Annotated in this window: 16 protein-coding genes; 8 read left to right on the top strand and 8 right to left on the bottom strand. The window is 72.2% G+C overall.

The window, feature by feature from the left end:
* The first annotated feature begins 2 nt into the window (after nt 1-2).
* The 4 genes from ACYQ8Q_RS36190 to pssA all read left to right on the top strand — a co-directional run bounded on the left by ACYQ8Q_RS36190 (nt 3) and on the right by pssA (nt 3,392).
* Complete coding sequence (locus tag ACYQ8Q_RS36190) at nt 3-515, top strand: MaoC family dehydratase (protein ID WP_416977500.1); 513 nt, start codon at nt 3-5, stop codon at nt 513-515.
* A gap of 3 nt (nt 516-518) precedes the next feature.
* Complete coding sequence (locus ACYQ8Q_RS36185) at nt 519-1,724, top strand: acyl-CoA dehydrogenase family protein (RefSeq protein ID WP_460070883.1); 1,206 nt, start codon at nt 519-521, stop codon at nt 1,722-1,724.
* A gap of 170 nt (nt 1,725-1,894) precedes the next feature.
* Entirely contained in the window at nt 1,895-2,551 is a 657-nt protein-coding gene (locus ACYQ8Q_RS36180; protein WP_460070881.1) for a phosphatidylserine decarboxylase, read from the top strand.
* A complete protein-coding gene (pssA, locus tag ACYQ8Q_RS36175) occupies nt 2,538-3,392 on the top strand; it encodes a CDP-diacylglycerol--serine O-phosphatidyltransferase (protein ID WP_240512876.1) in 855 nt (284 codons plus the stop codon). Before ACYQ8Q_RS36180 ends, pssA begins: the two co-directional genes overlap by 14 nt.
* A 127-nt stretch (nt 3,393-3,519) precedes the next feature.
* Here the strand turns inward: pssA and ACYQ8Q_RS36170 are convergent, their stop codons facing one another.
* Nucleotides 3,520-4,638 carry a glycerate kinase gene (locus ACYQ8Q_RS36170; RefSeq protein WP_460073631.1) on the bottom strand — a complete coding sequence of 373 codons (1,119 nt, stop codon included), beginning with the start codon at nt 4,636-4,638 and terminating at the stop codon, nt 3,520-3,522.
* Between the two features lie 216 nt (nt 4,639-4,854).
* On the opposite strand from ACYQ8Q_RS36170, the gene ACYQ8Q_RS36165 reads away from it, so the two are divergent.
* Both ACYQ8Q_RS36165 and ACYQ8Q_RS36160 read left to right on the top strand, forming a co-directional pair.
* A complete protein-coding gene (locus ACYQ8Q_RS36165) occupies nt 4,855-5,934 on the top strand; it encodes an ADP-ribosylglycohydrolase family protein (protein WP_460070880.1) in 1,080 nt (359 codons plus the stop codon).
* A gap of 122 nt (nt 5,935-6,056) precedes the next feature.
* Entirely contained in the window at nt 6,057-6,557 is a 501-nt protein-coding gene (locus ACYQ8Q_RS36160) for an NUDIX domain-containing protein (RefSeq protein WP_460070879.1), read from the top strand.
* An 18-nt stretch (nt 6,558-6,575) separates the two neighbouring features.
* Here the strand turns inward: ACYQ8Q_RS36160 and ACYQ8Q_RS36155 are convergent, their stop codons facing one another.
* On the bottom strand, nt 6,576-6,776 hold the full coding sequence (locus ACYQ8Q_RS36155) for a DUF2191 domain-containing protein (RefSeq protein WP_460070876.1): 201 nt from the start codon (nt 6,774-6,776) through the stop codon (nt 6,576-6,578).
* Nucleotides 6,777-6,985: 209 nt separating this feature from the next.
* Here ACYQ8Q_RS36155 and ACYQ8Q_RS36150 point away from each other — a divergent pair, with 209 nt between their 5' ends.
* Nucleotides 6,986-8,785: an endo alpha-1,4 polygalactosaminidase gene (locus ACYQ8Q_RS36150; RefSeq protein WP_460070875.1), complete on the top strand. Its 1,800-nt coding sequence runs from the start codon at nt 6,986-6,988 to the stop codon at nt 8,783-8,785.
* A 64-nt stretch (nt 8,786-8,849) separates the two neighbouring features.
* Nucleotides 8,850-9,584 carry an SIR2 family NAD-dependent protein deacylase gene (locus ACYQ8Q_RS36145; protein WP_460070874.1) on the top strand — a complete coding sequence of 245 codons (735 nt, stop codon included), beginning with the start codon at nt 8,850-8,852 and terminating at the stop codon, nt 9,582-9,584.
* Nucleotides 9,585-9,888: 304 nt separating this feature from the next.
* Here the strand turns inward: ACYQ8Q_RS36145 and ACYQ8Q_RS36140 are convergent, their stop codons facing one another.
* The 6 genes from ACYQ8Q_RS36140 to ACYQ8Q_RS36115 all read right to left on the bottom strand — a co-directional run bounded on the left by ACYQ8Q_RS36140 (nt 9,889) and on the right by ACYQ8Q_RS36115 (nt 22,180).
* Nucleotides 9,889-10,374, bottom strand: coding sequence for a methylated-DNA--[protein]-cysteine S-methyltransferase (locus tag ACYQ8Q_RS36140; protein WP_460070873.1), 486 nt, complete (start codon nt 10,372-10,374; stop codon nt 9,889-9,891).
* A gap of 10 nt (nt 10,375-10,384) precedes the next feature.
* A complete protein-coding gene (locus ACYQ8Q_RS36135) occupies nt 10,385-11,878 on the bottom strand; it encodes an AlkA N-terminal domain-containing protein (protein WP_460073629.1) in 1,494 nt (497 codons plus the stop codon).
* Nucleotides 11,879-11,945: 67 nt separating this feature from the next.
* On the bottom strand, nt 11,946-12,470 hold the full coding sequence (locus ACYQ8Q_RS36130; RefSeq protein WP_460070872.1) for a DUF7144 family membrane protein: 525 nt from the start codon (nt 12,468-12,470) through the stop codon (nt 11,946-11,948).
* Nucleotides 12,471-12,611: 141 nt separating this feature from the next.
* On the bottom strand, nt 12,612-14,024 hold the full coding sequence (lpdA, locus tag ACYQ8Q_RS36125) for a dihydrolipoyl dehydrogenase (protein WP_460070871.1): 1,413 nt from the start codon (nt 14,022-14,024) through the stop codon (nt 12,612-12,614).
* A 70-nt stretch (nt 14,025-14,094) separates the two neighbouring features.
* Nucleotides 14,095-18,006, bottom strand: a complete 3,912-nt coding sequence (locus tag ACYQ8Q_RS36120) for a glycoside hydrolase family 2 TIM barrel-domain containing protein (RefSeq protein WP_460070869.1) — start codon at nt 18,004-18,006, stop codon at nt 14,095-14,097.
* A 118-nt stretch (nt 18,007-18,124) separates the two neighbouring features.
* The gene (locus ACYQ8Q_RS36115; protein ID WP_460073627.1) at nt 18,125-22,180 is read right to left on the bottom strand and encodes a molybdopterin-dependent oxidoreductase; all 4,056 of its coding nucleotides are present in this window, start codon (nt 22,178-22,180) and stop codon (nt 18,125-18,127) included.
* Nucleotides 22,181-22,360 lie beyond the last annotated feature (180 nt).

Below are 22,360 nucleotides of genomic sequence, written 5' to 3'. Positions count from 1 at the left end.
CGATGCAGTTCGGACGCACCTACGAGGAGTTCGAGGTCGGGGCGACGTACAAGCACTGGCCGGGCAAGACGGTCACCGAGTACGACGACCATCTGTTCTGTCTCCTCACCATGAACCACCACCCGCTCCACATGGACGTCAACTACGCCGAGAACACCACGGACTTCGGCAGGAACGTGGTGGTCGGGAACTACATCTACTCCCTGCTGCTCGGCATGTCCGTGCCGGACGTGTCCGGCAAGGCGATCGCCAACCTGGAGATCGAGTCGCTCCGGCACGTGGCGCCGACCTTCCACGGCGACACGATCTACGGCGAGACGACCGTGCTGGACAAGTGGCCCTCGAAGTCGAAGAACGACCGTGGGATCGTCCATGTCGAGACCAAGGGCTACAAGCAGGACGGCACGCTCGTGTGCGTGTTCCGCCGCAAGGTGATGGTGCCGACCGAGACGTACATCAAGGAGCGCGGCGGCGAGCAGCCCGGCCGCCCCGAACTCAAGCAGCAGGAGAAGTAGGCCATGGCCCGTCTCGCCCAGACCGCCGGTCTGACCGACGTCCAGCAGGAGATCCTCTCCACCGTCCGCGACTTCGTGGACAAGGAGATCATCCCGGTCGCCACCGAGCTGGAGCACCGCGACGAGTACCCGCAGCAGATCGTCGACGGCCTCAGGGAACTCGGCCTGTTCGGCCTGATGATCCCCGAGGAGTACGGGGGTCTGGGCGAGTCGCTCCTCACCTACGCGCTGTGCGTGGAGGAGATCGCCCGGGGCTGGATGTCGGTCTCCGGGATCATCAACACGCACTTCATCGTGGCGTACATGCTCAAGCAGCACGGCACGCAGGAGCAGAAGGACCACTTCCTGCCGCGGATGGCGGCCGGCGACGTCCGGGGCGCGTTCTCGATGTCGGAGCCGGGTCTCGGCTCGGACGTGTCGGCGATCACGTCGAAGGCGGTGCGGGACGGCGAGGAGTACGTCCTCAACGGTCAGAAGATGTGGCTGACGAACGGCGGTACGTCGTCGCTGGTGGCCGTTCTGGTCAGAAGTGACGAAGGACACCCCGAGGGCACGGCCCCCCACAAGTCGATGACCACCTTCCTGATCGAGAAGGAGCCCGGCTTCGGAGAGGTCCGCCCCGGCCTCACGATCCCCGGCAAGATCGAGAAGATGGGCTACAAGGGTGTCGACACCACCGAGCTGATCATGGATGGCCTGCGGCTTCCCGCCGATCGGGTGCTCGGCGGGGTCACCGGCCGAGGTTTTTACCAAATGATGGACGGCGTCGAGGTGGGACGCGTGAATGTGGCGGCGCGTGGCTGCGGCGTCGCTCAGCGTGCCTTCGAGCTGGGCGTTCAGTACGCCCAGCAGCGGCACACGTTCGGCAAGGCGATCGCCCAGCACCAGGCGATCCAGTTCAAGCTCGCCGAGATGGCTACCAAGGTCGAGGCCGCGCATGCCATGATGGTGAACGCGGCACGCAAAAAGGACTCCGGGGAACGAAACGACCTTGAAGCCGGTATGGCGAAGTACCTCGCCTCCGAGTACTGCAAGGAGGTCGTGGAGGATGCCTTCCGGATCCACGGCGGCTACGGCTTCTCCAAGGAGTACGAGATCGAGCGCCTCTACCGGGAGGCCCCGATGCTGCTGATCGGTGAAGGTACCGCCGAAATCCAGAAAATGATCATCGGGCGCCGACTGCTCGAAGAGTATCGGTTCCAGGGCTAGATGTCCGGGTTGGGGGTGTTTTCTTCGAGAAGAAGATCACACCCCGTCAACTTCCCCCGGCCGTCGACTCGGCTTCCTGGCTTACCCAGTTGCGCCCCCGAACCGCTACGATCGCCGGAAAGCCGCCGTCCCCCGTCGAAGCGCGGCATCGTCCGCTACGAAGGTCATCCATGCCCCACAGCCAAACCTCTGCACACCGCGACCGCCTGGTAGGCGCACGCCTCGCGCGCGGAGCATCGCCGTGGCTTCTGCCGACCGTCGCCACCGCAGCCGTCAGCCTGGTCCGCGCCCGCCGCTCGGGCGTCGCCAAGGCCGTCGCCGTACCCGCCACCGCTCTCGCGGCGGGCATGCTGTGGTTCTTCCGCGACCCCGAGCGCGAGATCGCGCCGGGCCGGGTCATCTCCCCCGCCGACGGAGTGGTGCAGAGCATCATGCCGTGGAAGGACGGACGCACCCGGGTCGCGATCTTCATGAGCCCGCTCAACGTCCACGTCAACCGCGCGCCGCTCTCCGGCACGGTCACGTCCGTGGAGCACATCCCCGGCGGGTTCGTTCCGGCGTTCAACAAGGAGAGCGAGAACAACGAGCGCGTCGTCTGGCACTTCGACACCGAACTCGGTGACATCGAGATGATCCAGATCGCCGGTGCCGTCGCCCGCCGTATCGTCCCCTACCTCCCCGAGGGCACGAAGGTCGAGCAGGGCGAGCGGATCGGCCTCATCCGCTTCGGCTCGCGCGTCGACATCTACCTGCCCGAGGGCGTGGAGGTCGCGGTCGAGGTCGGCCAGAAGACCGTGGCGGGGGTGACTCGCATTGACCGTGATTGACCCTGAGACCCAGGCGGGCTGGGTGCCCGAGGCCGACGACGCGGACGACGAGGAGGAGATGCCCCTCTCGCTGCGTCTGTCGATAGCGGACACCCTCACCCTCGGCAACGCCACGTGCGGCTTCATGGCGGTGTACTTCACCACCACCGGCATCCTGATCCCGCACCTCACCGGGGACCAGGAGACCGGCATGGCCCGCCACAGCGCGGCCACCGCCGTCATCCTGATGCTCTGCGCGGCCGTGTTCGACCTGTTCGACGGCCTGGTCGCGCGCAAGCTGCGCAGCTCGCCGATGGGCGCGGAGCTGGACAACCTCTCCGACCTGATCAGCTTCGGCCTGGCCCCGGCGTACTTCGTCCTGGTCTACGGCATGGTCGCCGACGACGCCCACCAGCGGGTGGCGGCGCTCGGCGCGATCGTCGTCCTGCTGGCCGTGGTGCTGCGACTGGCGAGATTCTCGTGCGTGACACCGCCGAACGGCATGTTCCAGGGCATGCCCTCGCCGTTCGGCGCGCTCACCGTCGTCTCGATCGTGCTGCTCGAGCTGCCTTTCGTGGCGACGCTGCTGGCCATCCTGGGCACCGCCTGGCTGATGGTGAGCCGGGTCGAGTACCCCAAGCCGCGGGGCCGCCTCGCCGGCGCGGTGCTCGTCTGGATCGTGCTGTCGATGGGGCTGCTGGCGGCCTGGGCGTTCGACGCCCCGAGCGGTCAGCTGCTGCTGCAGACCGGCTGCGCGCTGCAGCTCGTCATGGGCGCGGTGATCCCGCTGTTCGCCACGGCCCGCCGGGTGAACAACTTCCGCGACAACCGGCGTGAGGCACGGGCGGCCCAGTTGCCGTAGCGGTACGCGTGTCGAAGGGCCCCGGACCGATGTGGTCCGGGGCCCTTCGTGCTGGTTGTTCGTCTGCTGCGCCGTCGTGGCCCTTCGCGCAGTTCCCCGCGCCCCTTGAGGGGCGCTTGTGGTGCTGTCAGGTCAGGAAGTCCCCGGCGATGCGCTCGGCGACCCGCTCCAGGATCGGGCCCGCGTCCGAGATGCACGTGGAGACGTCCGGCTCGATCTCCGTCAGGGGGTATGCCCGGCGGATGCCGGCGCGGCCGAGGGCCTCCGGCGGCAGGGCGAGCCGGCCGCAGACCGCGACGACCTCCTTGCCGGCGGCACGGGCGGCGGCCGCGACCCCGGCGGGGGCCTTGCCGTGCAGCGTCTGCGCGTCCAGCGAGCCCTCGCCGGTGATCACCAGCTCCGCCCGCTCCAGGGCCGGCGCGAAGCCCAGCACGTCCAGCATCACCTCGATGCCGGCCCGGAACCGGGCCCCCAGCAGCAGGGCGCCGTAGCCGATGCCGCCCGCGGCCCCGGCGCCCGGCGCGACCGCGTACTCCGCGGCCCGCAGACCGACGGCCGCCTCCAGGACCTTCGCGTAGTGCGCGAGCGCCTCGTCCAGCGCCTCCACGTCGTCCGGGGAGGCGCCCTTCTGCGGCCCGTACACCGCCGGGGCGCCCTTCGGGCCGGTCAGCGGGTTGTCGACGTCGCTGGCGAGGACCAGTTCCACGGACTTCAGCCGCGGGTCGAGACCGGACAGGTCGGCGCGGTCCAGGTCCGCGAGTCCGCCGCCGCCCGGCGCCACCGGCTCGCCGTCCTCGTCCAGGAACCGGGCCCCGAGCGCGGACAGCATGCCCGCGCCGCCGTCGGTGGTCGCACTGCCGCCGACCCCGAACACGATCGTCCGGACACCCGCGTCCAGCGCGGCCCGCAGCAGCTCTCCGGAGCCGTACGTCGAGGCCGTCAGCGGGGCGAAGACACCGGCGGGCAGCCGTTGCAGACCGCTCGCCTCCGCCATCTCCACCACGGCGGTGTCGCCGCGCAGCGCGAACGCGGCGGTGACCTCGTGCCCGAGGGGACCGGCGACCCGTACCTCCCGGCGCTCGAACCCGGCCGCGACCGCCGCGTCGACGGTGCCGTCGCCGCCGTCGGCGACCGGCAGGGCCTCCACTTCGACGTCCGGCACGGCCCGGCGCAGCCCGGCCGTCACCCGCTCGGCGACCTGTACGGCCGTCAGCGACCCCTTGAATTTGTCCGCGGCCACGAGCACCCGCTGTCGGGTGCCCTGCGTTGCAGCGTCCGCCACCGTTTCCATCCCCTTGCTCTCCGGGCCCCGCGCACGTCAGGGCCAGTCGCGCCGCAGCGACCTTAACCGGAGGACGCCCCCGCCGTCATGCGTTGCCCGCACCCTGGGACAGCCTGAGGGCCGCCTGTGGAGGCCGCCGAAAACCGCGCGCGCCCGCCCGGAATCGGGTAAACCGGATCCATGACCCCCATGGGGACTTCCCGGACCACCGGGCCCGCCCTCGCCGACCGTGTGCTCGGCGGCTGGCTGGGCCGGATCGCCGGCAACATGCTCGGCAAACCGGTCGAACAGGGCGAGGTGTGGACCCGCGAGCGCATCGACGGCTATCTGCGCCGCGCCGGCGCGCTCCCCCTCACCGACTATCTGCCCGAGCCCGCCACCGAGGAGGACCGCGGGCGGCTGCGGCCCGAGTGGCGCAGCTGTGTGCGCGGCCGGGTCCACGGCAGCTGCCGCGACGACGACGTCGACTACGCGATCCTCGGCCTCGACCTGCTGGAGACCCACGGCTTCGCCTTCACCACCGAGCAGGTCGGCGACCTGTGGCTGCTGCGGCTGCCGTACCTGCAGACGTTCACCGCGGAACGCGCCGCCTACCGCAACCTCGCGGGCGGCATCAGACCGCCGCTGACGGCGACGTACGACAATCCGTACCAGGAGTGGATCGGCGCCCTCATCCGCGCCGACGTCTACGGCTGGACCAGCCCCGGCGCCCCACGGCGCGCCGCGTCCCTCGCCCGCCGGGACGCGGTGCTCTCGCACACCGGGAACGGGGTCTACGGCGCGATGTGGTCGGCGGCGCTGATCGCGGCGGCGTTCACCGCGCCGACGGTGCGCGGCGCGTTCGAGGAGGCGATGGCCGTCATCCCGGCGAGCAGCCGTCTCGCCCGGACCGTGCGCCGGGTCGCCGCTCTCCACGACACGGGCCTGAGCTGGGAGGACACCCTCGCCACGATCGGCGCCGAGACGTCCGGCCTGGGCTGGATCCACACCGTCCCGAACGCCGCCGTCCTCACCGCCGGGCTGCTCTACGGCGACGGCGACTTCACGCGCACCCTCGCCCTCACCGTCCGCGGCGGCCTGGACACCGACTCCAACGGCGCCACGGCGGGCTCGGTGGCCGGCGTCCTGGCGGGGGCACGGGCGATCCCCGCCCACTGGACGGACCCGCTGGAGGACACCGTGCACAGCGCGGTGTTCGGCTTCGACGGGGCCCGGATCAGCGAGCTGGCGGAGCGGACGGTGCGGTTGGTGGAGGCGTAAGGGAACGGAAGGGGGGCGCGAGGGGCGCGCGGGTGGGTGTGCGAGCGCACCGGGGTGTCATGGGCGGGCGCGTGCGGGCGCGGGCGGCGGAACCGGGCGAGGGGGCTGGATACCCTGCTGGGATGACTGCCTCCAGCGCCTCCGACTTCGCCGCGTACATCGCCTCCCTGCCGCGCATCCTGGCCGGCGCCGCCGTCCTCTTCCGGGACGCGCGCGGGCAGGTGCTGCTCGTCGAGCCCAACTACCGGGACGGCTGGGCGCTGCCGGGCGGCACCGTGGAGTCCGACCTGAACGAGACCCCCCGGCAGGGCGCGCGCCGCGAGACGCTGGAGGAGATCGGCCTCGACCGTCCGCTCGGGCGGCTGCTCGCGGTGGACTGGTCGGTCGGACCGGGCAGGCCGCCGCTGGTGGCGTACCTCTACGACGGCGGGATCCTCGACGAGGACGACCTCAAGGCGATCCGGCTCCAGGAGGAGGAACTGCTGTCCTGGCGGCTGGTCCCGCGCGAGGAGATCACCGGCCATCTGCTGGGCGCCCTCGGCCACCGTGTCCTGGCCGCCCTCGACGCCCTCGCGGACGGCTCGGGACCGGTCGAACTGGAGAACGGCCACCCGGCGACCTGAGCCATGGACGCCGCCGGCTCAGCCCTCGGGGTTGGGCGGTGCGCCGTCCACCTCGCGCAGCGCCTCGTCGCGGGCGGCGACCCGGGCCTCCGTGCGGTGCCCGCGCTCGATGTAGTCCCGGACGACGAGTTCGACGGCGTCCTGGGGGTTGCCGACCCCGGAGAGAACCATGACCTCGACGACGAGCCGGGCATCGAGGGAGACGGTGACCTTGGCCATGCCGGGACGCTAACACCGCGCGCGGCATCCGCACAGGCAACCGGCGAACAAGGTCCGAGCAACAACGGACATCGACAGCATGCGGGGCATGCGTCATGATCGGCCGACGGCGGCCGAGGGCCCGGCGGGGGTGCGTGCCCGGACAGGGCCTAGTCTGTTGCCCCTTGAACAGCTTCTCGGAGCCCGGCACTTGGAAAAGGTGACGCGCGATGTCGCTGAGCCCCGGCGATCCGCAGTCCATGGGCGGCTACACCCTGGTCGACCGGCTCGGCAGTGGTGGCATGGGCATCGTCTATCTGGGCCTGTCGGACTCCGGACGGCGGGTCGCGGTCAAGGTCGTGCACCCGCCGTACGCGCTGGACGAGGAGTTCCGCACGCGCTTCCGGCAGGAGGTCACGGCGGCCCGCAGGGTCAGCGGGGCCTTCACCGCGCCGGTGGTGGACGCCGATCCGGACGCGGCGCAGCCGTGGATGGCGACCCTGTACATCCCGGGCCGCACGCTGTCGGACATCGTGGCCGAGGACGGCCCGTTGCGCGGACGCGCGTTGCGGGTGCTCGCGCTGGGGCTCGTCGAGGCACTGCGGGACATCCACCGGGCCGGTGTGGTGCACCGTGATCTGAAGCCGAGCAATGTCCTGATGGCCGAGGACGGCCCCCGTGTCATCGACTTCGGCATCTCGCACGCCGTGGACAACGAGGCCCTCACCATGACCGGCCGGCTGATCGGCACCCCGCCCTTCATGTCGCCGGAGCAGTTCACCGCGCCGCGCGAGGTCACCGGTGCCTCGGACGTCTTCTCGCTGGGGTCGCTGCTGGTCTACGCGGCCACCGGCAACCGCCCGTTCGACGGCAGCAGCCCGTACTTGACGGGCTATCGGGTGATGTACGAGGCGCCGGCCCTGGACGGAGTCGCCGAACCGCTGCGCGGCATCGCCGAACGCTGCCTCGACAAGGACCCGGCGGCCCGCCCGGGCCTCGACGAACTGCGCCGTACGCTGCGGGCGTTGCCGGATTCCGAGGGGCCGGTGGAGACCGGGGAGCCCGGGGAGCCCGCCGCGCCGCCCCCGCCCGGCTCCGGAAACGGACGCGGGCGTCGAAGGCGGCGCGTGTTCGTCGGCCTCGCCGCGGTCCTGGCCGTCACCGGGCTGGGCGTCGCGGCCGTGAAGATCACCTCGCGTCCCCAGAGCAGCGCCACCGCGGCGCACGCGCCCGGCGCGACCGCGTCCCCGTCGGAGACCCCGTCCGTGTCCCCCTCCCCCTCCCCCTCCCCCTCCCCCTCTGCCTCCGCGTCCGCCGGCGCCGTGACGCCGCCGCCGAAGCATGTGCGGTGGGACTACCAGATAGGGGGCGCGTACACCCCGCAGGCCGGGGTGAAGGTGGTGAGCCGCAGCCACGAGAGCGCCCCCGCGCCCGGTGTCTACACCATCTGCAACATCAACGCCTTCCAGGCGCAGCAGGGCGCGGAGGGCGACTGGGACGCCGATCTGCTGCTGCGCGACGCCGAGGGCGAGGTCGTCTACGACAAGGACTGGGACGAGGCGGTCCTGGACATCCGCACCGACGCCAAGCGCCGCCGTATCGCCGCCGAGCTGAACACCTGGATCGACGGGTGCGCGGCCAAGGGCTACCGGGCCGTCGAGCCCGACAACTACGACACCTTCACCCGCTTCCCGTCCTACCTCCGGGCCGACCAGGCCGAGGCGCTCATGAAGCTGCTCGCGGCACACGCGCACGCCGACGGGCTGGCCATCGCCCAGAAGAACACCGTCGAACTCGTGGCCGACCGGGAGGCCGTGGGCCTGGACTTCGCCATCGTGGAGGAGTGCGCCGACTACGACGAGTGCGGCGCGTTCGCCGAGGCGTTCGACGACAACGTGCTGGTGGTCGAGTACACGGCGAAGGGGCTGGCGCAGGCCTGCTCCGGCTGGGGCGACACCCTCGGCGTCGTGCGCCGCGACGAGGAGGTCGTGCCCGAGGGCTCCGCCGGCTACGTCCGCCAGACCTGCTGACGCCCCGGCCGGCGCACCGGATATCCGTTCGCCCCGAGCGGGCGGGCACCTTACCCTCAGGCCCATGAACAGGCCACTCGTCGCCCTCCTCAGCGGTGCCGGCATCTCCACCGATTCCGGGATCCCCGACTACCGCGGTCCGAACGGGCTGTGGCGGCGCGACCCCGAGGCCGAGAAGCTCGTGACCTACGACTTCTACATGCGGGACCCGGAGATCCGGCGGCGCTCCTGGCTGATGCGGCGGGAGACCGGCGCACTGCGGGCCGAGCCGAACGCCGCGCACCTGGCCGTCGCCGAGCTGGAGCGGTCCGGGACCCCGGTGCGGGTGATCACCCAGAACGTGGACGGCCTCCACCAGCGCGCGGGCCTGCCCGACCGCAAGGTGCTGGAGCTGCACGGCACCGCGCACGGCGTGGTCTGCACGAAGTGTCACGCCCGTGGGTCGATGGCGGACGCCCTCGCCCGCGTGGACGCCGGCGAGCCGGACCCGCCCTGTCTGGAGTGCGGCGGGATCCTGAAGACGGCCACCGTGATGTTCGGCGAGCGGCTCGACCCGGTCGTCCTCGGCGACGCGCTCGCGATCACCAAGGCCTGCACCGTGTTCATCGCCGTCGGCACCAGCCTCCAGGTCCAGCCCGCCGCGGGCCTCGCCGGTGTCGCCGCCGACCACGGCGCCCGCCTGCTCATCGTCAACGCCGAGCCGACCCCGTACGACGAGATCGCCGACGAGGTCGTCCGCGAACCGATCGGCACCGCCCTGCCACGGCTGCTGCGGGAGCTGGACCCCCGGCCGGTCTGAGCGCCTCACCGCTCGCGGCGGGCGCGGGCGATGGCATGGGCGGCGTGCAGGAGTCGCAGGACCAACTCCGTCGTCCCCTCGGCGGGGTTGACCACCGCGATCCTCCCCGTCCTTCGTGACGATCGTCCCGTACGGCTGGCCGCGCGAGGGCATCCGGCCGTCGGGGGCGTAGGAGAGGAACGCGTCTCCCCACGCGCTCTCGGGAAGGTCGCCCCCCGGTGGATCTGCTCCATACGCATGGTTCGAGCATGACCTTCAAGTGCTTGTGTGGGGTTGGGGGAGAGGGACGTGAGCGGTCCGCGGGTCAGAACAGTGCCGTGCCGCTCTCGAAGTCCAGCAGGCGCTGCTTGCGGTCCAGGCCGCCGCCGTAACCGGTGAGGCCGCCGTTCGCGCCGACCACGCGGTGGCAGGGGACGATGATCCCGATCGGGTTCTTGCCGTTGGCGAGGCCCACGGCGCGGGAGGCGCCCGGGTTGCCGAGGAACTCGGCGAGTTCGCCGTAGGAGCGGGTCTCGCCGTACGGGATCCTGCGGAGCTGGTCCCACACCTCGCGCTGGAACGGGGTTCCCGTCATGCGGAGTCGGAGGGTGAACTCCTTCAGTCCGCCCTCGAAATAGGCCTCCAGCTGTTCCTCGGCCGCGCCGAAGAGGGTGTCGTCGCGCGGGCCGAAGCTCTCCTGCGGCGGCCGGTGGCGCTGTCCGCTCATGTAGAGGCCGCACAGCACGCCGTCGTCGTCGGCGACGAGGGTGAGGGGGCCGTACGGGCTGTCGATGACGGTGTGCTTCTTCATGGGAACGTCCCTAGACAGGCAGGAAGTTGATCGGGTGGCTGTCGGTCGCCCACAGGTACTGGACCGCGTACGCCCGCCAGGGGCGCCAGGCCGCCGCGCGGGCCGTCAGGGCCGCCGGGGTGGACGGCAGGCCCAGTTCCTGGGCGGCACGCCGGATTCCGAGGTCGGTGGGGAGGAAGGCGTCGGGGTCGCCGAGGGCGCGCATGGCGATGACGTCGACGGTCCAGGGGCCGAAGCCGGGGAGGGCGAGGAGCTGGGCGCGGGTCTCCGGCCAGTCGCTCTCGGGGCCCAGATGGAGTGTTCCGTCGGCCAGATGGCGGACGAGGGTGGTGAAGGTGGTGCGGCGGGTGCGGGGCATCGCCAGGGACTCGGGGTCGACGTCGGCCAGGGCCTCGGGGGACGGGAAGAGACGGGTGAGGCCGCCTTCCGGGTCGTCGACCGGCTCGCCGTGCGCGGTGACCAGCCGGGCCGCGTGGGTGCGGGCGGCCGCCGTGGACACCTGCTGGCCCAGCACGGCGCGTACGGCGAACTCGGCCTCGTCGACCGTGCGCGGCACCCGGCGGCCGGGCGCCTTGTCGACCAGGGGCGCGAGCAGCGGGTCCGTGCGCAGCTGGTCGTCGACGGCGACCGGGTCGGCGTCGAGGTCGAGCATGCGCCGGCAGCGGCTGGTGGCGACGGTGAGATCGCGCAGGTCGGTGAGGGTGAGCCGGCAGCCGATGTGGTCGGGGTGCGGGGTGAGCGCGACGACTCCGTGGCCGTACGGGAGCCGCAGGGTGCGCCGGAAGGCGCCGTCGCGCCACTCCTCCACACCGGGGACGGCGGTCGCGGCGAGGTGTCCGAAGAGGTTGTCGGGGTTGAGCGGGGCCCGGAACGGCAGCCGGAGCTGGAGGGTGCCGCCGGTGGCCGGTGCCGCGGGGCCGGTGGGCGGGGGCTGGTCCTTCTTCGGGACGCGGGCGCGCAGCGCGCTCGGGGACAGCGCGAACACCTCGCGCACGGTGTCGTTGAAGGTGCGCACCGAGGAGAAGCCGGCGGCGAACGCCACGTCCGCCATGGGCAGTCCGGTCGTCTCGACGAGGAGGCGGGCCGTCTGGGCACGCTGGGCGCGGGCCAGCGCCAGGGGGCCCGCGCCGAGTTCGGCGAGGAGCTGGCGTTCCACCTGGCGGGTGCTGTAGCCGAGGCGGACGGCGAGTCCGGGCACACCGTCCCGGTCGACGACCCCGTCGGCGATCAGCCGCATGGCGCGGGCGACCAGGTCGGCCCGCTGGTTCCACTCCGGGGACCCCGGGCTGGTGTCCGGCCGGCAGCGCTTGCAGGCGCGGAAGCCGGCCTGCTGACAGGCGGCGGCGCTCGGGTGGAAGACCATGTTCTGCGGCTTGGGCGGCACGGCGGGGCAACTCGGCCGGCAGTAGATACCGGTGGTCAGGACCGCGGTGAAGAACCATCCGTCGAACCGTGCGTCCTTCGACTGCACGGCGCGCACACAGCGCTCGCGGTCGGTGTGCATCGCGTTCTGCATGCGTCCAGCATCGGCCACCGGCCGCGTCGGCGCTGGCGAGAATCCGACATGGACATCATCCGCTCCGGCGGGCTCGGGGCGGTTCCGGTCGGGTCCGCTCCGGGAGCATGGCCAGGGACCAGATCACGAACACGTCGATCGCCATGACGGTGACCGACCACGGTGGTTCGTAGGGCAGGAACAGCCACTGGGCGACCAGGCTGAGCGCGGCCAGGAGGATGCCGGGGAAGCGGGCCCGGGCCACGCCGCGCAGGAGCGCCGCGCCGGTCGCGGCGGCGAGGACGCCGAGCGTGAGGTGGATCGCGCCCCAGCCGGTGAGGCTGAGTTCGTAGACGTAGGAGCCGACACTGGCGTAGACGTCGTCACCGGCGAGGGCGACCACGGCCTGGACGACGGACAGGAGACCGCCGCAGAGCAGCAGGACGCCGGCGAAGACGATCCCGCCGGAGGCGAAGCTGTCGCGGGCGGCCGCCGCGGACCGGCGCGGGCCGCCGGGCGGGACGGACCAGGCGGTGCCGATCTCACCCTGGGTGTGGCCGGTGGGGCCGTTCGGGCTGTGCGGAGAGGGGTGGGAGGTCATGGGGGGCGTCCCTTCCGGTGCTGCGCCGCGTGCCGTCGCTGAAGGTCCTGCGGCTGGTGCCAGGACATCCCGGGCGTCGGCGGGCGGCGAGCGCGGCGGGGCCGTTCGGGTGGGTGCCCCGGACGGCCCCGCCGCCCGGGCTCACATGTTGATCATGTGACCGGCGAGGCCGTGGACGGCTTCCTTGACGGCTTCGCCGAGGGTGGGGTGGGCGTGGACGTTGCGGGCGACCTCGTGGACGGTGAGGTCCCACTGCTGGGCCAGGGTCAGCTCCGGCAGGAGTTCGGTGACGTCGGGGCCGATGAGGTGGCCGCCGATCAGTTCGCCGTACTTCGCGTCCGAGATGAGCTTCACGAAGCCCGTGGTGTCGCCGAGGCCGTGGGACTTGCCGTTGGCGGTGAAGGGGAACTTCGCGACCTTGACGTCGTACCCGAGTTCGCGGGCCTGGGCCTCGGTGTAGCCGAAGCTGGCGATCTGCGGCTGGCAGTAGGTGGCGCGCGGGATCATCGCGTAGTCGAGTTCCATGGTCTCGGCGCCGGCGAGGGTCTCGGCGGCGATCACCCCCATGGCCTCGGCGGTGTGGGCGAGCATCAGCTTGGCGGTGACGTCGCCGATGGCGTACAGGTGCGGCACGGAGGTGCGGCAGCGGCCGTCGACCTCGATCGCGCCGCGCTCGGTGACGGTGACGCCGGTGTTCTCCAGGCCGAAGCCGGTGACGTTCGGGGCGAAGCCGATGGCCTGGAGGACCTTGTCGGCCTCCAGGACCCGCGGGGCGCCGTCCTTGCCGGTGACGGTGACCCGGACCTGGGGCCCGGACTCGTCGATGGAGTCGACCCGGGTGGAGGTGAGGACGTCGATGCCCAGCTTGCGGTACTGGCGGGCGAGTTCGGCGGAGACCTCGGCGTCCTCCAGGGGCGCGACGCGGTCCAGGAACTCCACGACGGTGACCTTCACGCCGTAGTTGTTCAGGACGTAGGCGAACTCGATGCCGATGGCACCGGCGCCCGCGATGATCACGGACTGCGGGAGCTCCTCGGCGAGGATCTGCTCCTCGTAGGTGACGACCCGGGAGGTGCGGCGGGTGCCGGGGAGCAGCTTGGGGGTGGCGCCGGTGGCGATGATGCAGTCCTCGAAGCCGATCGTGCGGGTCTCGCCGTCGTAGCCGGTGACCTGGAGGGTGTGCGGGTCGAGGAAGGTGCCGCGGCCGTCGTACTCGGTGATCCCGTTCTTCTTCATCAGGTAGTGGACGCCCTTGACGCGGCCGTCGGCGACCTTGCGGCTGCGGCGGTAGGCCTCGCCGTAGTCGAAGGAGACCTGGCCGTCGACCTTGATGCCGAAGGTCTTCGCCTCGTGGGTGAAGATGTGGGCGAGTTCGGCGTTGCGCAGGAGGGCCTTGGTGGGGATGCAGCCCACGTTCAGGCAGACCCCGCCCCAGTACTTCTCCTCGACGACGGCGACGCGCTTGCCCAGCTGGGCGGCACGGACCGCGGCCACATAGCCGCCGGGGCCGGCGCCCAGTACGACAACGTCGAATCGCTCGTCCTGCTCGGTCATGAGAGGTTCCTGTTCCCTGGGTACCGTTTCGTGTTCCGTCAGGAAACGGTACCCAGGGACGGTCCGCCCGCTACTGCGTGGCCGTCGGCCGGCGCGAGGCCCGCGTCGCCCGGGCCGGGTCGGTCAGGGGGCGCAGCCGGTAGGTGTGGGAGTAGTCGCGGTCGGCGAGGAGCTTGTACGCGTCGTGGGTGTGGGCGCCCCAGCTGTTGTCGCCGCCGACGCCCATCTGGCGGTGGTTCACCCGCAGGACGACCTCCCTGCGCGGGGTGAGCTGGTAGTCGTGCCGGGCGCCGACGGAGAGGTCCTCGGGGGTGAAGTGCGAGGCGTTGAACTCCAGCAGCGGCTCGCCGCTGACGAGCAGTCCCGGGCCGTCGCCGCCGGTGAGGGCGACCCAGCGGACGTCGGTCTTGTTGCCGTTCTCCTGCGGGCGCAGATAGGGGGTCCACTGGCCGCTGACGGTGCCGGTGTGGAGGCCGACGTCGGTGGCGTCGTTGCGGTCCCAGTGGTTCTCCTCGGGGCCGCGGCCGTAGTAGTGCAGGTGTTCGAGCCGGGCGGGCAGGAAGAGCAGCGTGCCCACCTCGGGGAGGTACGGCAGGGTGGCGGCGCCCGGGTGGAGGGTGTGGTCGACCTTGATCTCGCCGTTGCCGAAGACGGTGTAGGTGGTGGAGTACGCCGACTCGGTGGTCGTGGGCAGGGTGCCGGTGACCTCGATCTCGACGGCCCGGTCGCGCAGGGCCCGTACGGCGATGCCGGTGACCTTGCGGCGGGCGCCGGCGTCGCGCCAGGTCTGGTTGCGGGTGTGCTGGCCGTTGCCGCGGTCGTTGTCGGTGGGGGCGCGCCAGAAGTTCGGGGCGGGCCCGGAGACGATCAGGGGGGAGCCGCCGGAGCGGTAGGAGGTGATGACGCCGGTCCGCTTGTCGACGGTGACGGAGAAGTCCTTGCCGGTGACGGTGACGGACGTGGCGCCGTCCTCGTGGGTGAGGGCGGGGACGGCGGCGAGGGGCACGGGGGTGACGGCGGGGCTGCCGGCGTCGACCGGGATCTGCTGCCGGGCCACTTCGAAGCCCGCCCTGGCCCACGGGGTGGTCTCCCGGGTGGTGAAGGACAGGTTCAGGAAGTACTCCGTGCCGGGCGCGGGGTCGCGCGGCGGGGCGAAGGGCACGGTGATGTCCCTGGCGGACAGCGGGGGCAGCTTCAGCCGGTCCCGGCTCAGCCTGCCGCGCTGCACCGCCCTGCCGTCGGCGAGCAGCTCCCAGTGGCCGTCGAAGTCGCGGAGGTCGGTGAAGAGGTACTCGTTGGTGAGGGTGACCCGGTCGCCGGGGGCCAGCCGCTCGCCCGTCGCGGGGCGGGCCCGGACGGCCTGGTAGACGCGTTTGACCTGGGCGGACTTTCCGGTGAGGCCGCGGTCGGCCAGCACGATGCCGTCCCCGGAGAAGGCGCCGTCGTTGGGGTTGTCGCCCCAGTCGCCGCCGTAGGCCAGGAAGGTCTTCCCGCGGGGCCGCTTCTCGGTGACGTCGACGGTGGCGGCGTCGAACCAGAACCGTACGCCGTCGTCGCCGGGACCGCGGTCGTCGGAGGCGAGTTCGGCGGCGGTCAGGGCGCGGGCGTGGACGCGGGCGGCGCGGATCGTGCCGCTGAACTCCCGGGTCGCGTTGTCGACGTCGCCGGCCAGGGACAGGGGCGCGGTGTTGACGGCGGGGCGCACGGTGGTGGTGCGGGTGGCCCGGACCGCGCCGTCGACATGGAGGGTGAGGGTGCCGGCGTCGGCGTCGAAGACGCCCGCGACGTGGTGTTCGCGGCCGGTCCAGTCGTCGGGGACCGCCCAGCTCGCGCTGATCCACTGGCCGCTGCCGTAGATGAAGAACTCCAGGGTGCGGCCCGACTGCTTCAGGGAGTAGTGGGTGTCGCCCTTGACCAGGATCGGCTGGTGGTAGCCGGTGACGTGCGGGGTGACCCAGGCCTCCAGGGTGAGCGAGCCGGTGAGGTCCAGGCGCGGGTCGCGCGCGAAGACCGTGGCGCCCGAGACGCCCCGGTCGCGGCGGAAGCTTCCGCTGGGGTTGACGATCTCGCCGGCCAGCGCGGCGGGCCCGGACTCGGTGAACAGGGTGCGGACCGGGGTGGGCCAGCTCAGGGCCTGGTCGACGAAGTCCCAGATCCAGCCGCCCTGGAGGACGTCGTGACCGCGGACCAGGTCCCAGTACTCGGTGAGGTTGCCGGTGGAGTTCCCCATCGAGTGGGCGTACTCGATCATCACGTACGGCCGGGTGTCGGCGGTGTCCTGCGCGCGGGCCTCGACGCGGGCGGGGGTGTCGTACATCTCGGAGCGGATGTCGCTGATGCCGGGGCGGTCGTCGCCCTCGTACTGGATGACCCGGGTGGTGTCGTAGGAGCGGATCCAGTCGTGCATGGCGGTGAAGGTGCTGCCGCCGCCGGCCTCGTTGCCGAGGGACCAGATGACGACCGAGGCGTGGTTCTTGTCGCGGTGGACCATGTTCTGGGCGCGGGCCACACAGGCCGCGGTCCATTCGGGGTGGTCGCCGGGGTACTGGCCGCGGATGCCGTGGGTCTCGAGGTTGGTCTCGTCGACGAGGTAGAGGCCGTACGCGTCGGCGAGCTCCAGCCAGAGCGGGTTGTTGGGGTAGTGGGAGGTGCGCACGGTGTTGATGTTGAGACGTTTGACCAGCCGGATGTCCTCGACGAGGTCCGCGCGGGTCAGGGCGGAGCCGCGCGCCGGGTGCATCTCGTGCCGGTTGGTGCCGCGCAGGGAGACCGGCTTGCCGTTGATGCGCATCAGCCCGTCCTTCAGGACGAACTCGCGCAGGCCGACGCGGTGCGAGAGGGTCTCGATCACCCGGCCGGCCGGGTCGCGCAGCCGGAGCACGGCGGTGTAGAGGTAGGGATGCTCGGCCGACCACAGGCGCGGCGCGGGCACGGCCTTCTCGGCCTGTACGGTCCGCTCCTCGCCGGAGCCGAGGTCGGCCGCCTGGCGCAGCGGCCGGGACCACACCGGGTGGCCGCCCGCGTCGTAGAGCTGGGTCTCGACGGCGTACCGGCCGGCGCCCTCGCCGCCGTAGTCGCGCACGCTCGCGGTGACCGACAGCGCGGCCGTGGTGTGACCGTCGCCGAGCGGGGTGTCGAGGCGGAAGTCGCGCAGGTGCACGGCCGGGGTGGAGTAGAGGTACACCGAGCGGAAGATGCCGCTCAGCCGGATCATGTCCTGGTCCTCCAGCCAGTCGCCGTCGGAGTAGCGGTAGACCTCCACGGCGATCTGGTTGGTGCCGGGTCTCAGGTACGGGGTGATGTCGTACTCGGCGGGGGTGTAGGAGTCCTCGTGGTAGCCGACGAGTTCGCCGTTGATCCAGACGTAGTGGGCGGACTTGACGCCCTCGAAGTGGAGGAAGGTGCGCCGGCCCGCCCAGCCGCGCGGGACGGTGAAGGTACGGCGGTACTGGCCGACGGGGTTGAAGCGGGTGGGCGCGGCCGGCGGCTGGGCGTCCTCGCCGAGTCCGTTGGGACCCCACCAGGGGTAGGTGATGTTGACGTAGAGCGGGCGGTCGTAGCCGTGCAGCTGCCAGGCGGAGGGGACCGGGAGGGTCGCCCAGTCGCTGTCGTCGAGGTCGGTGCGGTGGAAGTCGGGGTCGCGGTCGTCGGGCCGGTCGGCGTGGGCGAACCTCCAGGTGCCGTCGAGGCTCAGCCGGTACGGGGAGCGGGTGCGGTCGGCGGCGAGGGCCTGGGCGAGGTCGGCGTACGGCATGAGGGTGGCGTGCGGGGCCTCGGTGCCGAGCCGGAAGACGTCGAGGCGGCCGTTCCACTCGGGGTTGTCCACGACGGCGCCCGCGGCGGCGGCGCGGTGGGCGCCGGGGGCGGACAGGGCGAGGGCGCCGAGGACGGCGGCCGATCCCTCGAGCAGACGGCGACGGCTGACGGCCACCCGCGCGGGGCGGTCCGGCCGGTCCATGGGCGACGCGTGCGGGTGCGACATGACCACGACCTTCCTCTGGGGGACCCGTGCGACGGCACGGACGGAGGGTGCGTCAGATCTTGTCGGATAGTGTTGATAAACCGAACAGGGGCGCGCCGTTCTGGCCGGATTTCACCGGTCAGTACACGTCTCGCACGTAGCGCTTGTCCGAGGCGAGCTGCTTGACATACGCCGCGGCCTCCGTCTCGCCCAGTCCGCCGTGCACGACGGCGACGTCGCGCAGCGCCTGGTCGACGTCCTTGGCCATCCGGGAGGCGTCGCCGCAGACATAGAAGTGGGCGCCGTCCTGGAGCCAGGACCACAGGTGGGAGCCGTGCTCGCGCATCCGGTCCTGGACGTACACCTTGGCGCGCTGGTCGCGGGAGAAGGCGGTGTCGAGCCGGGCGAGGCCGCCGTCGGCGAGCAGGGCGGTGAGCTCCTCCTCGTAGTAGAAGTCGGTGGATCGGCGCTGTTCGCCGAAGAACAGCCAGTTGGGGGCCCGGTGGCCACGGGCCCGGCGCTCCTGCAGGAAGCCGACGAAGGGCGCCACACCGGTACCGGGCCCGACCATCACCATCGGGGTGTTCGGGTTGGCGGGCGGGCGGAAGTGCGGCGAGCGCTGGACGTGTACCGGGACCTCGGTGTCCGGGGCGGCGTCGGCGAGGAACGGCGAGCAGACGCCCTGGCGGGGACGGCCGGCGAGGTTCTCGTAGCGCACCACGGAGACGGTCAGCGAGACCAGGTGGGGGTCGGTCAGCGGGCTGCTGGAGATCGAGTACAGGCGCGGCTGGAGGCGGCCCAGCGCCTCGGTCCACTCCTGGGCGCCGGCCCGGATCCCGAACTCGGCGGCCACGTCGACGGCCTGCCGGCCCCAGGACCACTTCGCCAGCTCGCCCTTGTTGTCCGGCCGCAGCAGCTTGCGCAGCTCGCGCGGGTCGCGGGCGCGGTCGGCGGTGAAGCGCAGCAGGGCCGGGGTGATCCGGGTGATGTCGAGGTGCCGCAGCAGGGCCTGGCCGAGACCGACCTCGCCGGTCCCGGCCACCTGGACGGCCGCGTCCGCGTCCAGACCGGTGACGGCCAGCCACTCCTCCACCAGCGCGGGGGAGTTGAGGGGCCGTACGCCGAGGGCGTCGCCCGCCTCGTACACCAGGGGGGTCTCGCCGCCTCGGGTGTCGAAGGTGAAGCGGCGCACCTCCTTGCCGGAACCGGCCCGGCTGAGCAGCCGGTTCCCGGCGAGCCGGGCGGTGACGGGGGTGGGGCGCTTCGGGCGGGGCGGGGCGGCGGCCGGTGCCGGGACGGGTGCCGGGACCGGTGCGCGGACGGCCGCCGGGACGGCGGGGGTGGCCACGGAGGAGGCCGCGCCGCCGTGGTCGGTGGCCTCCTTCAGCGCCGTGAGCACCTGGTCCAGCCAGACCTCGGCCTGCGGCTCGTAGTCGGGTTCGCAGTCGGTGCGCGGGGCGAGCCGTACCGCGCCGAGTTCGCCCATACGGTCGTCCAGGCGCCGCCCGTGCCCGCAGAAGTCGTCGTAGGAGGAGTCCCCGAAGGCCAGGACGGCGTAGCGGCGGCCCTCCAGGCGGCCGGTGTCCAACGCGTCGAGGCCGTCCCAGAAGCCGGCGCCGTTGTCGGGGGCGTCGCCGTCGCCGAAGGTGCTGGTGATCAGCAGCAGATCGGCGCCGGCGGGCAGGGCGGCCGGGTCGGCCTCGTCCATGGCGACGAGGGAGGGGGTGTGGCCGCCCGCGGTGAGGCGCTCGGCGGTGGTGGCGGCGAACTCCTCGGCGTTGCCGGTCTGCGAGGCCCAGAGGATCACCACCTGGCGCCCGGCGCGCTCCTCGGGCGCCGGTGCGGTCGCGGTGCGGGAGTACATGCCGGCGAGGGTGCCGTTGACCCACAGGGCGTGGTCGGGGCTGAAGGGGGCGTCCGGCGGCAGGACGGGCACGCCGGGGGCGCCGGCCGGGATGCCGGCGAGGAAGCCGACCAGGTACCGGCGTTCGTGTTCGGTGAGGACCGGCGGCGGGGCGGGCTCCAGGCCGAAGACGGAGGCGGCGGAGGGCAGCACGGCGGTGGGCGCGAGCACCTGCGGCTCCGGCGTGCTCACCGGCCCGGACACGCTCACCGGGGTCGACACCTTCGTCAGGGACACCGCGCACACCTTCAGCTCCGGCTGGAAGGAGAGCGGGTCGACGGCGTCGCTGGTCACGGCGTTGACGCTGAGGTACTCGCCGAACAGGTCGTTCCAGTGGAACGGCGCGAAGCAGGACCCGGGCAGCACCCGGTCGGTGACGACGGCGGGCAGCACGGCCCGGCCGCGCCGCGAGGCGACCTCGACGGAGTCGCCGTCGGCGAGACCGAGCGCGGCCGCGTCCTCGGGGTGCACCTCGACGAAGGGTCCGGGGTTAAGCTTGTTGAGCTTGGCGACCCTGGCGGTCTTGGTGAGGGTGTGCCACTGGTGCTGGAGGCGGCCGGTGTTGAGGACGAACGGGTAGTCGTCGTCCGGCATCTCGGCGGGGTCGAGATGCGGGCGGGCGTGGAAGACGGCGCGGCCGGAGGGGGTGGCGAAGGTGAGGGTGCCGTCGGGGTTCACGTACCGGACCGGGTTGCGGTCGGGGCCGTCGGCGGTGGCGGCGGGCCACTGGACGGGGGTCTCGCGCAGCCGGTCGTAGGTGACTCCCCGCAGGTCGTAGCCGGTCTGCGGGTTGTGGAAGCGCTTGATCTCCTCGAAGATCTCCTCCGCGCTCGTGTAGGAGAAGCCGTCCTCGTAGCCCATCGCGCGGGCGACGTCGGCGATCAGGCGCCAGTCGGCGGTGGCCTCGCCGGGCGGGTCGGCGGCGGGGCGGGCGAGGGTGAGGTTGCGCTCGCTGTTGATGAGGACGCCCTCGGTCTCGGTCCACAGGGCGGCGGGCAGCACGACGTCGGCGTACGCGTTGGTCTCGGTGTCGGCGAAGACGTCCTGGGCGACGACGAACTCGGCGGCCTCCAGGCCCTCGATGACGGTCCTGCGGTTGGCCACGGAGGCGACCGGGTTGGTGCAGATGATCCAGCAGGCCTTGATCTCGCCGTCGGCCATCTTCCGGAACATCTCGATCGTGCCCCTGCCGACGCCGTCGGCGCGGATCGTGCCGGGCCCAAGGCCCCACACCTCCTCGGTGAAGGCGCGGTCGGCGTCGACGAGGACCGAGCGCTGGCCGGGCAGCCCCGGTCCCATGTAGCCCATCTCGCGGCCGCCCATGGCGTTGGGCTGGCCGGTGAGGGAGAAGGGGCCGCTGCCGGGGCGGCAGATCTTGCCGGTGGCGAGGTGCAGGTTGACCAGGGCGTTGGTGTTCCAGGTGCCGTGCGTGGACTGGTTGAGGCCCATGGTCCAGCAGCTGGTGAACTCCCCCGCCTCGCCGATCAGCCGGGCCGCCTCGCGCAGGTCGGCCTCGGGGATGCCGGTGAGCTCCGCGACGGTGGCGGGCGGGTAGTCGGCGAGGAACTCCTCCATCGCCTCCCAGCCCTCGGTGTACGCGGCGGTGAACGCGGGGTCGGTGTGGCCGCTGTCGTGGATCAGATGCAGCAGGCCATTGAGGAGGGCGAGGTCGGTGCCCGGCCTGACCTGGAGGAACAGGTCGGCCTTGGCGGCGGTGGCGGTGCGCCGGGGGTCGACGACGATCAGTTTCGCGCCCGCCTTGACCCGGTCCATCATGCGCAGGAAGAGGATGGGGTGGCAGTCGGCCATGTTGGAGCCGATGACGAGGAACACGTCCGCCCGGTCGAGGTCCGCGTAGGAGCCGGGCGGGCCGTCGGCGCCGAGGGACAGCTTGTAGCCGGTGCCGGCGCTCGCCATGCACAGCCGGGAGTTCGACTCGATGTTGTTGGTGCGCAGATAGCCCTTGGTGAGCTTGTTCGCGAGGTACTGGGCCTCCAGGCTCATCTGGCCGGAGACATAGAGGGCGACCGCGTCGGGACCGTGCGCGTCGACGACGGCCCGCAGCCGGCGCGCGGTCTCGGCGACGGCCTCGTCCACGGGGGCGGGCTCGGCCTGATCACCCCGGTCGGCGCGGACCAGGGCGGCGGTGAGGCGGCCGGGGGCGGCGAGCAGGTCGGCGGTGGTGGCGCCCTTGGTGCAGAGCCGGCCGGCGTTCGCCGGGTGCTCCTTGTCGCCGGACGCCTTCAGGACCGTACGGCGTCCGTCGGGGCCGAGGCCGACGTCGAGGACCATGCCACAGCCGACACCGCAGTACGAGCAGACCGTGCGCACCTTGGTCGCGCTGTCGGTCCGCGGGTCCGGCACGGCCACGGGCGCCCCTCTCGTTCTGCCGCGTTCTGGTGAACGGCCCTGGTGGGGGCCTTGTCGAAGGTACGAAGTGTGCATTACGCAGGTGTCTCCCCGATGGGGCGC

The organism is Streptomyces sp. YKOK-I1 (assembly GCF_054660435.1).
The sequence above is the reverse complement of the archived record's forward strand: the minus strand, read 5'-3'. Positions and strand labels throughout refer to the sequence as shown.

What these genes read in the sequence shown, in the direction of transcription:
- ACYQ8Q_RS36190 (WP_416977500.1), top strand. Translation starts at nt 3, where the DNA reads ATGCAGTTCGGACGCACCTACGAGGAGTTCGAGGTCGGGGCGACGTAC.
- ACYQ8Q_RS36185 (WP_460070883.1), top strand. Translation starts at nt 519, where the DNA reads ATGGCCCGTCTCGCCCAGACCGCCGGTCTGACCGACGTCCAGCAGGAG.
- ACYQ8Q_RS36180 (WP_460070881.1), top strand. Translation starts at nt 1,895, where the DNA reads ATGCCCCACAGCCAAACCTCTGCACACCGCGACCGCCTGGTAGGCGCA.
- ACYQ8Q_RS36165 (WP_460070880.1), top strand. Translation starts at nt 4,855, where the DNA reads ATGACCCCCATGGGGACTTCCCGGACCACCGGGCCCGCCCTCGCCGAC.
- ACYQ8Q_RS36160 (WP_460070879.1), top strand. Translation starts at nt 6,057, where the DNA reads ATGACTGCCTCCAGCGCCTCCGACTTCGCCGCGTACATCGCCTCCCTG.
- ACYQ8Q_RS36155 (WP_460070876.1), bottom strand. Translation starts at nt 6,776, where the DNA reads ATGGCCAAGGTCACCGTCTCCCTCGATGCCCGGCTCGTCGTCGAGGTC.
- ACYQ8Q_RS36150 (WP_460070875.1), top strand. Translation starts at nt 6,986, where the DNA reads ATGTCGCTGAGCCCCGGCGATCCGCAGTCCATGGGCGGCTACACCCTG.
- ACYQ8Q_RS36145 (WP_460070874.1), top strand. Translation starts at nt 8,850, where the DNA reads ATGAACAGGCCACTCGTCGCCCTCCTCAGCGGTGCCGGCATCTCCACC.
- ACYQ8Q_RS36140 (WP_460070873.1), bottom strand. Translation starts at nt 10,374, where the DNA reads ATGAAGAAGCACACCGTCATCGACAGCCCGTACGGCCCCCTCACCCTC.
- ACYQ8Q_RS36135 (WP_460073629.1), bottom strand. Translation starts at nt 11,878, where the DNA reads ATGCACACCGACCGCGAGCGCTGTGTGCGCGCCGTGCAGTCGAAGGAC.
- ACYQ8Q_RS36130 (WP_460070872.1), bottom strand. Translation starts at nt 12,470, where the DNA reads ATGACCTCCCACCCCTCTCCGCACAGCCCGAACGGCCCCACCGGCCAC.
- lpdA (WP_460070871.1), bottom strand. Translation starts at nt 14,024, where the DNA reads ATGACCGAGCAGGACGAGCGATTCGACGTTGTCGTACTGGGCGCCGGC.
- ACYQ8Q_RS36120 (WP_460070869.1), bottom strand. Translation starts at nt 18,006, where the DNA reads ATGTCGCACCCGCACGCGTCGCCCATGGACCGGCCGGACCGCCCCGCG.
- ACYQ8Q_RS36115 (WP_460073627.1), bottom strand. Translation starts at nt 22,180, where the DNA reads ATGGTCCTCGACGTCGGCCTCGGCCCCGACGGACGCCGTACGGTCCTG.